The 13,828-nt window shown below is 42.1% G+C and carries 8 protein-coding genes; 5 read left to right on the top strand and 3 right to left on the bottom strand.

Annotated elements, in window-relative coordinates; all coding sequences use genetic code 11:
- Window positions 1–6: 6 nt before the first annotated feature.
- Together scyB and scyA are read right to left on the bottom strand one after the other, a co-directional pair.
- On the bottom strand, window positions 7–1,065 hold the full coding sequence (scyB, locus tag DP114_RS02720) for a tryptophan dehydrogenase ScyB (RefSeq protein WP_169263110.1): 1,059 nt from the start codon (window positions 1,063–1,065) through the stop codon (window positions 7–9).
- A gap of 252 nt (window positions 1,066–1,317) precedes the next feature.
- Entirely contained in the window at window positions 1,318–3,189 is a 1,872-nt protein-coding gene (gene scyA / locus DP114_RS02715; RefSeq protein ID WP_171975380.1) for a scytonemin biosynthesis protein ScyA, read from the bottom strand.
- 1,318 nt (window positions 3,190–4,507) lie between these two features.
- Between scyA and DP114_RS02710 the strand changes: the two genes are divergently transcribed.
- The 4 genes from DP114_RS02710 (at window position 4,508) to DP114_RS02695 (ending at window position 10,803) form a co-directional block, all read left to right on the top strand.
- Window positions 4,508–6,484 carry a scytonemin biosynthesis sensor histidine kinase gene (locus DP114_RS02710; RefSeq protein ID WP_171975379.1) on the top strand — a complete coding sequence of 659 codons (1,977 nt, stop codon included), beginning with the start codon at window positions 4,508–4,510 and terminating at the stop codon, window positions 6,482–6,484.
- A 36-nt stretch (window positions 6,485–6,520) separates the two neighbouring features.
- Window positions 6,521–7,372 (top strand): response regulator transcription factor, encoded by an 852-nt coding sequence (locus tag DP114_RS02705; RefSeq protein WP_171975378.1) that lies wholly within the window; start codon window positions 6,521–6,523, stop codon window positions 7,370–7,372.
- 486 nt (window positions 7,373–7,858) lie between these two features.
- Window positions 7,859–10,420, top strand: a complete 2,562-nt coding sequence (locus tag DP114_RS02700) for a phytase (RefSeq protein WP_318284350.1) — start codon at window positions 7,859–7,861, stop codon at window positions 10,418–10,420.
- Between the two features lie 167 nt (window positions 10,421–10,587).
- Window positions 10,588–10,803: a transposase gene (locus DP114_RS02695; protein WP_169263055.1), complete on the top strand. Its 216-nt coding sequence runs from the start codon at window positions 10,588–10,590 to the stop codon at window positions 10,801–10,803.
- Window positions 10,804–10,871: 68 nt separating this feature from the next.
- On the opposite strand, the gene crtR is transcribed toward DP114_RS02695, so the two are convergent.
- On the bottom strand, window positions 10,872–11,774 hold the full coding sequence (gene crtR / locus DP114_RS02690; protein ID WP_169263056.1) for a beta-carotene hydroxylase: 903 nt from the start codon (window positions 11,772–11,774) through the stop codon (window positions 10,872–10,874).
- A 286-nt stretch (window positions 11,775–12,060) separates the two neighbouring features.
- Here crtR and pyk point away from each other — a divergent pair, with 286 nt between their 5' ends.
- Window positions 12,061–13,827: a pyruvate kinase gene (gene pyk, locus DP114_RS02685; protein ID WP_169263057.1), complete on the top strand. Its 1,767-nt coding sequence runs from the start codon at window positions 12,061–12,063 to the stop codon at window positions 13,825–13,827.
- Window position 13,828: the final 1 nt, after the last annotated feature.

The following is a 13,828-nucleotide window of genomic DNA, read 5'->3' as shown; positions in this document are numbered from 1 at the left end:
ACTCCTTTACGCCACAGCCATAGTTTTTAGATATTTAGCTTTCAGGATTCTGTCTTCTGCCAACTGCTTAGAAGCATCGTTGGTAGTGATACCCTGCTTTTGTGCTATATCAAAAATTTCAGTTAGCGTATCGTAAATATTAGTTACTTGTTGTAAGGCTCTTTGTTCGTTGTAGCCAATCATTTCGTTGTAGACGTTTATTAGCCCTCCAGCATTAATAACATAGTCTGGACAATAAAGAATTTCTTTTGCCGCCAGCATTTGACCGTGGAGTACTTCAACTCCTAACTGATTGTTGGCACAACCAGCAACAATTGAAGCTTTGATGTCAGGAATCGTTTCACTATTAAGAATTCCGCCTAAAGCACAAGGAGAAAATACATCGACATCTAGAGAGTAAATTTCATCTGGCTCTACAACAGTAGCACCAAAAAGATGTTTGACTTGCTCTGTTTTCTGTGTACTTATATCGCTAACAAATAGTTTTGCCCCATGTTCATGCAAATGTTGGCAAAGATTTTGACCAACATTTCCCAAACCTTGAACTGCGACCCTCAAGCCTTTGAGGTTTTGAGTTTGCAAACGAAACTCAACAGCGGCTTTTATTCCCAGGAAAACTCCCCATGCTGTCACCGGAGCAGGTCCTCCAGACCTTTCTTCTACCCCCACAACATATTGAGTTTCTTGGTTGATAATTCTGACATCTTCGGGGGTCAAATTCACATCTTGACCTGTAATAAATCGTCCTTTTAGACTTTCTACAAAACGTCCGTAGGCTCTAAACAGATCTTCTGTCTTATTTTCTGGATTAGCAATAATAACAGCTTTGCCTCCACCAACCGGAATGTTAGCACAAGCAGCCTTGTAAGTCATACCACGGCTTAGACGAAGAGCATCTTTTAACGCAGCAGCCTCACTGGCATAAGGCCACAATCGTGTCGCCCCCATTGCAGGTCCTAAACTCGTATCATGAATGGCAATAATTGCCTTAATATCTGGGTCTTTCCCATGACAGAACAAAATCTGCTCATGACCCATTTGTGTAACAGTTTCAAAAAGATTCACCACTATCTCCTCGCTCACCTATATATCACCTATGTGTTTGTAGTAAACAGTCTTTGCTATTACCACAAATGACAGCACATTGCAAGTAAATGAAGTACAGTACTGAGGTCTAAAAGGCAGACACAAAGCCCTTTTTACTTTGGTAGCTGAGCTTTGTCGTATGCGCAAAGCGCACGCTAAGAGCGAACGCTTAGCGTCTCCGGAGGAGATAGCTCTGACTTGTGACTCCTGACTCAGGAATTGCTGCTGTAATTAGGCATTGGGAAATGATACTTGTGGAAATAACACCTGCAATTCGGTCTTTTGGGCTGGAGTTGACTTGATTCCTTGTAATGCCAGACCTGCGTTGCGTCCTTTGGAGGGTGCGCGTCTATCTGGGTTAATCACGACATCGACAACGATTGGACCAGTGGCTGCCATTGCTTGCTCTAAGGCTGAGAAAACATCCATTTCTTTGCTGATGCGGATTCCTTCGGCTCCCATACCGCGAGCTATCACAGCAAAATTTGCTTGCGGAATTGATGCATCAGCACCTTTGAGTCCCAACATTTCCATGCCTTGGTGGCTCATGTTGTAGCGAGCATCGTTGAGAACAATCCAGACGGCAGGAATTTGGTATTTCACAGCTGTGTTAATTTCATTATTCATCAGCATTGCCCCATCCCCAACGATGGCGACTGCTTTGCTATTGCGTGCGGCTGCTGCTCCGATAACTCCCGCTGCAGCATGACCCATAGCCCCAACTCCGGTACTGATGCGGTAACGATTTGCGCTTGCAAATTGCAGTAAATGTGTTGACCAAAGAAACGAGTTACCACACTCCGCCATCACTATGGCATCGCTGTTATCGATGATTACCTTTTGAATCGCTTCCATCAACACCTCTGGTCTGACTGGAGAGTCTGAACCTGGTTGAATTGTCTGACCTTCAGGACGAGGTAACAAAGATGTAACTGGCGTACTGGTTACAAACTCATCGTCAAATTGCAACAGCGCTTGTAAAAATGCTTTGATGTCTGATTGGACAGCAAAGGTTTCCGCTTCTGGATACGCGACTCCTGGAACTGTTGGGTCGATATCGACGTGCACGAATCCTCCTGGGGGAACCAGTGCTTGATTCCAGAAGCAAGTCGGTTCGCTCAAACGCGTTCCCAGTACAAGTGTTCGTAAAGGTGTTTGCTGTTGCATGTAGGTCATAACGGAACCATGACCTCCCAAGCCTGTAACCCCAACAAATTGAGGATGATCCTCGGGAAAAATACCTTTCCCACGGGGTGAACACATAACTGCTGCCCCGGTTATCTCGGCGAATTGGAGAATTTCTTCTGCTGCACCACGGGCACCAAAACCTACCCAAATGGCAAACGGTCCTTCTGATAGCAATTGTGTACATTTAACAATTGTTTCTTGATGTGGCACTACCAAAGAACAATTAATTCCTTGGAACAAAAGCGTCCTATCAAGCGGACTTGTTTGCACAGCGGTGGGAATGCTCAAATGGGCGACAAAGCCTCCTGGTTGTGACATACCCAGAGCCAGTTTGCGAAAAATCTGTGGCAGTTGTGCAGCACTCTCCACAGTAGTAGCATAGTTAAACAGCGCTCCTGAGGTAAAAATTCCCTCAGTTGGCAGAGTGTCGCTGCTGGTTTCCTGTATTGCCCACCGTCCGCGCTGTGGTGAGGAGGTGCAAGCTGATAGCAAAATGACTTTCGCACCCTCACCTCTAGCAGCAAATAATCCAGTCAGAGCATTGGTTATGCCTGGTCCTGCAGTAGTAAATACTACGGTGGGACGACCACTAGCAAAGTACGCTTCAGTTGCTGCAAAAGCAGCTCCAGCCTCATGACGACAGTTCATCACTTGTAAGAGGCTATTGGATAGCGATCCCCAAAGACCTGCCATCGCACCCCCATTGACACCAAAGGCGCAGCTGACTCCCAAATCTTCCATCATGTTGGCGATCGCATCTGAAACTGTCAGCGATCGCTTTTGTAAAACTTCTGCACTTTTGGAGTGACCATTGGAATTACCATTTGTCTGCTCTTTGGGAGAGTCAATTGGTTGGTACACCTCGTGTTGGTGAGTGTCGGCTTGAGAATTTGTCTGAGTAAAATTTTGACTCATTGTGTCTACATGTTCCCTGATTGTTGGAGAGGCTACCAATTTGCTTTCTCAGGCTGCACTTGCACACACAGCCTAGCCTTAAGTATCCCTCATGTCCCTATTTTTTCTACATTTTCACGACCCAGTTTGACGAACCCTGGCAAAGACGAGTTGTCGTTTTTTCGTCAGTAAAAAACTTGTTGCGAAGAAGTTAAACAATTGAGGCTGTGCTTATGGAAACAAGACTACAAAAGCTAGATACTTTACTGCAATGAAAAATCTTTTGATTAGGTTGTCAGATTTTTCGTTTGTACTAAATATGATATGTATAACTATCGAAACGACTTTTCTCTACCTTTTGGTAGTTTACAGTATGTTATTTTGTTAAATCTTTTACATGTGCTAATTATTACCCAAAAATCAAGTGATCTGAGAAAAACTCAGGATAAGCGGTGGATAAAATCACCACAAAAAAGAGTTGCTGTTTTTCTTAAGAAAAATTTAATGTTTTGGCTGTTCCTACTCGATATTTGAAATAAATTGTAGTCATTTTGCCACCAAACTTTCTTTAATTAGAAATTTACTGATCAAAAACACTCATTTCGGTTGTACTATAATCTGTCTCAAGATAGATGAGTATTGGTAGATACATATTTTTGACTTTTTATGGTATATCTTTTGACAGATGATATTATAAAATATTTTGTAGTTGAATTCATAAAAGAGTAAATCAAAACAAATTAAGTTGACTAAAAGCAATTCAGCCATGAAAATTTAGAAATTTGTTTGCTCTTTATTCAGATGAACCAATTTAGACGGTTTGAGAGAAAGAATTTACCACTTCAAGCGAGGTATCGCACTTCTCTATCGGAGGTTCAGCCAACTTCGTCGGTAATTTCTTAGCTGAAGACCACTTACTTGTAAAAAGGTGCTTTTAAGTACATAACTTAATACTGGTTTAGGAGCAATCGACTGATTTTTGCAACTAATGAGCCAACAGAAATCCTTAAGCTAATAGCACTCTTGGCTAGTTACAAGATTAAAAAGCAAATGTTAAACAGAAAACAAAAGGTAATAACTAATACGTAATATAGAGCAAGTTAGTTTTTGTAAGCGTCTTTAACATATGGTTTCAAGTTGTGTCAAGTAAGTAGTTATATTTCATACAAAGAAAAATTAATAATCATAACTTTATTGTAAATTTATATTAATTTTTCAAAAGATTTGATAAAGTTATGTAGTCCAGAAGATAAAACGTAACAGCAAATTTATGAAATTTCGATTTAGAAGTCTATAAACCCTTAAAGTTCAAAATTATACAGTGGGGTAGCAAAGGGTGATGAGTTTTGGTGGGTCTATGTTATTTGATAGTGATTATCAATTAGTAATCGAACCTGAAGAGGAATTGAAGCTGGCACAATTTCTTATTAATCAAGTTGCAGATGCTGCTTTTTACGTGGGGTTGAATGCACAAATTATCTACGTCAATGATGCCATGTGCCGTATAAGTGAGTATTCCCGTGAGGAACTACTCCGAATGAAAGTGGAAGATATAGATGTAGATTTTTCGGCACAAGATTGGTCAGAAAAATGGGCAGCACTCAAGCAACAAGGTTCTCTCACCTTTCAATCTAGATATCAAACAAAAACAAGTCGAGTCTTTCTAGTAGAAATCAACCTTACTTATATAGAGTATCAAGGCAAAGAATTTGCCTGTGCCTTTGCTCGTAGTAGTAGTAATGAATTAGTAGGCTTTAACGTACAACAGTATCTTGACAGAACCTCTGATCCAAAACAAGAGTTCGAGCAAGAAGTTATTGAATATCAAAGAACACAAACCGAACTAAAAACATCTCTTTCCCTACTTAGTTCAACGTTGGAATCCACTGCAAATGGCATACTTGCAGTCAACATTGAAGGAGAAATCCTTTGCTACAATCAGAAATTTATGGAGATGTGGCAACTTTGTCCAAACTCAGTGAGCCTGTCTAAGAAATGTCACCGAGCAAAAAGCTTTTTTGAGAACAAAGTTAAATATCCAGAGATTTTTATTCAGGCTGTTTGGGAAATGCCTATTCAATCAGATAAAGAAAGCTATGACTTGGTGGAATTGAAGGATGGCAGAGTCTTCGCACATTACTCTGAGCCACAACGGCTTGGAGACAAAATTATCGGTAGAGTATGGAGTATCTGGGACGTAACTGAGTCTCTAAAAACACAAGAAGCGCTTAAACTCAATGAAGCCAGATTTCGTACTTTGGCAGAAACTACAGAAGCGAGTATTTTTCTAATTAGCGACGGGCGCATTTGCTACGCCAATTCTGCAGCAGAGATCCTCACTGGCTATCCAAAAAAAGAATTGTTCAATAACTTTGATATCAACCGACTTATTACAAGCAAAAAGCTTAGGCAGGTTCACAAGCAGAATGGAGCAGGCTACAGTGAATATCAGGAGATGCAGATTAGAACCAAAAATGGTGTGGAGCGCTGGCTAGCCTGTACAGTGGGAGTACTGGATGGAGTGCTGGATTTCGCAAATAAGTCAGTCGAATTACTGACAGCGATTGATATTACAGATTATAAGCAGGCAGAATCAGAGCTTCATCAAGCTCTTGAGCAAGCAAAACGACTAAGTGAACTCAGAGAACGCTTTGTCTCTATGTTTTGCCATCAATTCCGCACTCCGCTCAACATTGTCTCATTTTCTGCTGATTTACTCAGACGTCATATTCACCAATGGACTGAAGAAAAAAATCGTTCGTATCTGGATTTGATTCAAGTTGCTGTTCAGCAAATTAGTGAATTATTAGATGAAATTCTATTATACGGTCAGGCGGAATCTGCAAGACTGGAGTGTCAGCCAAGACAACTCAACCTGGAGAGGTTTTGCACAGATATCGTAGCACAGCTACAGATAGCAAACGGTAACCAAAAAGCTATTAAATTTCTTAGCCAAGGTGACTGTTCTACTGGTTATTTAGATCCAAAACTGCTACACCATATATTAACTAACTTACTCTCGAATGCTATCAAGTATTCACCAAGTAATAGCGCGGTGACTTTTAGACTTTGCTGTGAAAAAGAAAAAACAATTTTTCAGATTAAAGATTCAGGTATTGGTATTCCGGTAGTAGATCAACAACAAATATTCGAGCCATTTTATCGTGGCAGCAATATTGACAGTATACCTGGAACTGGATTGGGCTTATCGATTGTAAAAACTCTCCTAGATCTACATGGCGGTGAAATCACCGTGGAAAGTGTGGTTGGTTTTGGCACGACTTTTACTGTCAATCTACCATCGCTTAGCTCTTAACTCTTAGCTAAAAGACATCAAATCTACCAATTGGACATGATAAACAAATCGCCAAAAAAAATACTAATTATTGAAGATAATGCCATGAGCCGTAAAATGTTTTTAGACGGTCTTGAGGCGGAAGGTTTCGACACGATAGATGCTGAAAATGGTACTACTGGCATCCAAAAAGCACAAGAGCATCTACCTGATTTAGTGATTTGCGATATTATGATGCCGGATATGGATGGCTTTGAGGTTCTCAGAACGCTCCGTCAAGATCCTGTGACTGCAATTATACCCTTTATTTTTCTCACTGGTAGCGCCGGTAACGAATCTCTTCGCAAAGGCATGGAATTGGGAGCAGATGACTATATTACCAAGCCTTGTACAGTACAGCAGTTACTGAAAGCCATAGCAGTCAGATTAGAAAAGCAGACAAAACTTATGGAGCACTGGTACACTGTTTGCTGCCAGAATTTTTCAGCACCAGTCGTAACAGACACAACTTCATCAGTGGACTCAGAATCTATCTTTCCTTCCATACCGCAACTCAAAGAAGTTTTCGACTATATAGAGGCAAATTATGACCAAGGTATCACTTTGTGTGACGTAGCTGAAGCAGTTGGTTACTCTTCGGCTTACTTGACTAACAGAGTTGGAAAAATTACAGGAGAAACAGTCAACAACTGGATTGTCAAGCGCCGGATGTCAGCAGCACGTTCTTTACTCCAAGATACTAACCAAACAATCGAGCAAATTGCTTTAGCACTCGGCTATCAAAATGCGTGTCATTTTTCCCGCCAGTTTCGTCAACATCACGGTATCCCTCCTCAAACTTGGAGAAAAGAGCATCAACTGATTCGCAATAGCAAAGTCGAAGATTATAAAACTTCACTAAATCTATAGGACTCTGATTTCATTTTTGAAAACATACTGAGACTGAAAAGCCCCTTTTCTCAAGGTTTTATCTGAAATTTTATTCATAAATCAGGCAGGGTTCCTATATAACACTTGTAAATCATAACCCTACCTTGCCGGCTACGCATGAACGTGAAAAACAAAACAAGATCCTCCACAACTCTTAGAAGTGGGGGATGTGTGTTTTTCATCTCGGCAGAGATAAGCATAGCTTCCACATTCCGCTGGTTAATTAACAAAAGAAGTAAAGATCGTTACAAGTTTACTGATGTCTTAACCTTTTGCTATCTACTTCTTAATGTAACTAAGATAATTTGATGGTGCTGAATAGAAATTAATACAAATAGCGATGGTAATAATTTGAGAATCTGCCCTTCTTTATAGAAGGAATGCGCAATTTTGTTATTTGTAAATCGCTAATTGTCCCAAATCTAAAGCTTGTCTTTGCAGTTGATGCTTATTCAGACGAATATTATGGTAACCACTAACACAGTCCCCTTTTCACAGTTCAATGCTTCTTCTAACGACAGCGCCGAAGGTGAGTTAGTCATTGATCGACTGTTCCCACTGGTGAGTACTTACGACTCTAGCTTACCTGGTGGTTTACCGAGTTCTGACCATCGCTTGGTATGGGCTGATTTACAGGTACCACCCACAGAACCAGGTAAGACAATTCCAAATGTAGACTTTTTAGGACAAACAATCTTCCCCACCGGCTTTGTCCCCAATGGTACTGCTGGAACCCTGGATGGAAAACAAACTCCCGTTGGCGGACTGTCGGGAGTGACATATGATGCAGCAAATAATCGCTTCTATACTATCTCAGATGACCGCTCCCAAATTGCTCCCGCCCGCTTCTACACATTTACCCTAGAAACTCCCTCTCCTCAAAAAACTGACTTGAGTGTCGCATTCACAGATGTAACTACCCTCAAGGATGAGAATGGAAAAGAGTTCCTACTCAACAGTCTCGATCCTGAAGGCATTGCTTTAACCAAAAATAATACGGTATTCATTTCTTCTGAAGGAGAGGTTAACGTCAGTGCAGGTCGAGTGACAAATCCTTTCGTCAATGAATTTTCTTTAACCACAGGACAGCAAGTACGTTCTTTACCTGTTCCCAGCAAGTTTCTTCCCGTCGTGGAAGATACTAATGGAAACGGTGTTGTCGATGCTGGTGATACTCAACTATCAGGTGTTCGCAACAACTTGGCATTTGAGAGTCTCACCATTACGCCTAACCAAAAGACCTTATACACAGCAACAGAAAACGCTCTGTTCCAAGATGGTCTTACTGCTACACTCACCGATGGAAGCCGTTCTCGTATTCTGCAATATAACTTGGTAAGCGGACAGCCAGAAAAGGAATATCTTTATAATACTGATGCTATCGCCACTTCACCAAACCCCACCACTGGTTCAGGTGATAATGGCTTAGTAGATTTACTCGCACTTGATAACCGAGGTACACTACTAGCATTAGAGCGCTCTTTCTCTGCAGGGGTTGGAAATACCATCAAAATCTACGAAGTCAGCTTGCAAGGAGCAACTGATATCAAGTCTTACGATTCTCTTAATAATCTCAGTGCTGAACAACTAGCAGATATTAAACCTGCCGAGAAGCGTTTACTGTTAAACCTGAACTCACTCAACTTACCTACAGGTACAGATAATATTGAAGGCATTGCCTTTGGTTCAAAACTGGATGATGGTCGTCAGTCGATCGTTTTGGTGAGTGACAACAACTTTAGCCAGACTCAATTTACTCAAATTCTCGCTTTGGATGCAGACTTAGTTCCTACTGTAGCACCTACTGTAGAAACCCGTCCTGACTTGTTGAATGACCCAAATTTACCACGTGACCAACGCGCCGATGCGGATGACCCCGCTATCTACGTAAATTCCTCTAATCCAGAACAAAGCTTAGTACTCACAGCAGTCAAAAATGCAGGTTTACGAGTTTATGACTTGTCTGGTAACCTGTTACAAGAATTTAACCCAGGTAATATCCGTTACAACAATATTGACCTGCAATATGGCTTTAAGTTAGGCGGTGATTCTGTTGATATTGCCGTGGCCACAGACCGAAACAACGATAAACTGGCTATCTTCAAAATCAATCCCTCTGCCAAAGCCTCCGGTCAATACCTGGAAGATATCACAGATAGTAGCATTGGTACTTTATTCCAATCCTTACCCTTTGAACCTCCCTACTCACCATCATCGCGGAGTGCTTATGGTATAGCTTTGTACCATAGTCCAGTAACAGATGATTACTACGTCTTTGCCAATCGCAGAGAAACTGGAGATGTTGGACAGTACAAATTGATTGACGCAGGTAATGGTAAGATTGGTGCTGAGAGAGTACGTAATTTTACAGTACCCACGACGGCTGGACGTGATGCCCAACTTGAGGGAACCGTGGCAGACCAAGAACTTGGCTTCCTCTACATTGGTCAGGAAGATGTAGGAATTTGGAAGTATCAAGCAGAACCAAACGGCGGGGCAACTGGTACGTTGATTGATAAAGTTAAAGACTTAGGCGGCAGCTATGTGGAAGACGATGTGGAAGGACTTTCCATCTATTATGGTAAAGATGGCACAGGTTACCTGCTAGCTTCTAGCCAAGGTGACAGCACCTTTGCAGTTTATAATCGTCAGGGTCAAAATGACTTCGTGGGTCGTTTTGGTGTTGGTAACAATGGAACAATTGACAGCGTTCAAGAGTCAGATGGTGCGGATGTTACCAACGTACCATTGGGTGCCAACTTCCCCTATGGTGTGTTTATTACTCAGGATGGCAGAAATCTTCCTGCGAAGGTTGTCGATGGTGAAAACGTCAACACCAACTTTAAGTTTGTGCCTTGGGAGAACATTGCTTACGCCTTCCCCAACCCATTGACAATTGACATCAGCAGCTACAACCCCCGCACTCCTAATACTAACCTCTTCAATAGTGGTGCTGGCAGCGATATTATCCAATCATCTTCTGTTCTTGGGGTCGGTAATAACTTGACTGGTGATGTGACTTTGTGAGTACTTTTATGGTGCGGAGCTTACGGCGAAGAAGCTAACACAAAAAACGCGATTCTGGATTTTCATCAACTTTTGGTTGATGAACAAGTAGAATCAGCGTGATTATAGCCGTTTTCACTTGAGTGAAATATAGTGTGAGTAAATCCACTATATCAACGTGTATCGAAATGAAAACTTACTCTACCGAACTACGCCAAAAAATTATTGATGCTTACAACAATGAAGAAGGCTCTCAACGACAACTAGCAAAACGGTTTAGTGTAAGTTTAAGTTTCGTTCAGAGTGTGCTGAGGCGATTTCGCTTTTGTGACACAGTTGAAGCAAAGCTGCACTCAGGAGGTCACAAAACAATTCAAAGTTCAAAGTTCAAAATTCAAAATTAAGAATCTTTTTTTTGAATTTTGAATTTTGCATTTTGAATTTAAGCTCGAAGAGCGCGTGACCTACTTAATTACTCCTTTTTTGTTGATTTGTGGTGATGAAACCGAATTCCTAAAAAAATGTCATAAACAAATTCAAAAAAGTCTTTCTTTTGTAAAAGACCTATAGATTGATAGCAGCCTTTTTGATCTAAAAGAGGCTTCATGAGATAATATGTGGGCTGGTAATTATACCAGGGAATGGAAGGCCATAAATGATGAATTAAATGGTAATTCTGACCCATAATCAGGAGATTGAGAATTGGATGGGGATAGACGCGAGCATTTTTCCAGCGATCGCGTTCAGCAAAGGGACGATGAGGAAAATAATCAAAAAATAAACCGAGTGCTATCCCCACGATAAATGCTGGAATGAACCAAAAATTGAGAATGTAACCCAAAAAGTGATACTGAACTGAGATATAAACGATTGAAATCACAATCAAGCGACTGATAAACCATTCCAGTAGCTCATATTTACGCCAAAGTTGCCGTTTAAAGAAAAATACCTCGTGGTATAAAAAGCGAACCGCAATCAGCCAAAGTGGACCACCTGTGGAAACATAATGATCTGGGTCGTCTTCGGGATGGTTCACATGACCATGATGCTGCAAATGTACTCGTGTAAATACAGGAAAAGCAAAAGCTAGCATCAAAGCACTGCCATGTCCTAACATGGCGTTAATGACTCGGTTACGATGAGCAGACTGATGGCAGGCGTCGTGAATCACCGTTCCTGCAAGGTGCAAAGCAAGAGTGTTTGCACAAAAGCATAACCAGTGTGGCCATTGCCAGATCCAGTAACCAAAATTGGATAATACAAGAATTGCCACAGCTACTAAAAACATCAGCAGCGTCGGATTAAAATCACCCGGAGGCGCTAAAAATTCCTTTGGCGGAACTGTCAGTGGCTTCTTTGCCTCCGACGTCAGCATTATGAACCTCCTTGTTGCTTTAACGAGAGATAGTATTTAGATAATGCCACTTTTTTATAAGGAAAGTGAAGTTTTGCAATGCAAAATGACGGATAATAAATTTGCGTGTGGTGGGAAACAATGGAGTACTACGCTCGTAAGTATCGAGTATTGATCAAATCAACTGCAAGCCCACATTCCCCGACAGGTGAATGTGCGACAATTATTGATTGACTCACCAACAACAGACAACTGGTGCTCTTTGATTTAGGATAATTCCCAGAGTAGCTCCCTTGATTTAGCTTTTATGCAATTAAAAGATTCTGTACGCCGAACAAAAATTGTTGCTACGATTGGACCCGCCACCAGCAGCCCAGAAATGCTCAAAGCTATTATTGAAGCTGGTGCGACAACGTTGCGACTAAACTTCTCTCACGGTAGTCATGCTGATCATCAGCGTAATATTCGCCTCATTCGGCAAACCGCCTTTGAACTGAATCAACCGGTAGCTATCCTTCAAGACTTGCAAGGACCAAAAATTCGCTTAGGAAAGTTTGAAAACGGATCTATAGTGGTGGTGAAGGGCGATCGCTTCACCTTAACCAATCGTCCGGTTGTTGGTACACAAGATATTAGCTGCGTCACGTACGATTATTTAGCAGACGAAGTCCCCGCAGGAGCAAGAATTCTCCTTGATGATGGGCGTGTAGAAATGTTGGTAGAAGAGATTAACCGCGAAAAAGGAGATTTGCACTGTCGCGTTACTGTAGGAGGGGTACTTTCAAACAATAAAGGGGTGAACTTTCCCGGAGTTTACCTATCTGTCAAAGCAATGACCGAAAAAGACCGAGAAGATCTCATGTTCGGTTTGGATCAGGGTGTGGACTGGGTGGCACTTTCCTTTGTCCGCAATCCCCTAGACATGATAGAAATTAAAGAACTCATTTCCAGTACGGGCAAACAAGTACCAGTCATTGCCAAAATTGAGAAGCACGAAGCCATAGAACAAATGGAAGCTGTTCTGAGTTTGTGCGATGGCGTTATGGTGGCAAGAGGTGACTTGGGCGTAGAATTACCCGCAGAGGATGTTCCAGTACTACAAAAGCGGCTGATTGCAACCGCTAATCGCTTGGGAATTCCCATCATCACCGCCACCCAGATGTTAGACAGCATGGTTAACAACCCCCGTCCAACTCGTGCGGAAGTGTCCGATGTGGCAAATGCAATTTTAGACGGTACAGATGCGGTGATGCTCTCGAATGAAACCGCTGTCGGTAATTTCCCAGTAGAAGCTGTAGCAACGATGGCACGAATTGCCGAACGGATGGAACAAGAGGTGTGGCTGAACACAAACGCTAGTCAGGCGAAAGATACCAAACATTCCATTCCTAATGCCATCAGCCAAGCTGTCGGTCAAATTGCAGAACAGCTAGGAGCCGCAGCAATTATGACTCTCACCCAATCAGGAGCAACAGCGCGCAATGTCTCCAAGTTTCGTCCCAAAACACCAATCCTAGCAGTAACACCTCATGTGAATGTCGCCCGACAGTTGCAACTTGTGTGGGGAGTCAAGCCGTTGTTGATGTTAGAACTCCCTTCCACAGGTCAGACATTCCAAGCAGCTATTAACGTTGCTCAAGAAAGAGAACTCTTGTCTGAGGGAGATTTGGTCGTGATGACTGCTGGGACTCTCCAAGGGATTTCTGGATCTACAGATTTGATTAAGGTTGAAGTTGTGACGGCGGTACTCGGTCAGGGGATTGGACTGGGACAAGGTTCTGTCAGTGGTCGCGCCCGGGTCGTCCATACTGGCATTGATGCTAGTAACTTTAATTACGGAGATATTTTGGTTGCCTCAGGTACGAGTGCTGATTTTGTTGAGGCAATTCGCAAAGCTGGCGGTATTATTACTGAGGAAGAAAGTCTAACTAGTCACGCAGCCGTCATTGGCTTACGTCTTGGGGTGCCAGTTATCGTTGGCGTCAAAAAGGCAACTCAAGTGATTCGGGATGGAACAATTTTAACAATGGATATGCAACGCGGTTTGGTTTACTCGGGGGCAATGGGGCAATAAA

The sequence above is a fragment of the Brasilonema sennae CENA114 genome (assembly GCF_006968745.1).
GTDB classification, from domain to species: domain Bacteria; phylum Cyanobacteriota; class Cyanobacteriia; order Cyanobacteriales; family Nostocaceae; genus Brasilonema; species Brasilonema sennae.
The sequence above is the reverse complement of the archived record's forward strand: the minus strand, read 5'-3'. Positions and strand labels throughout refer to the sequence as shown.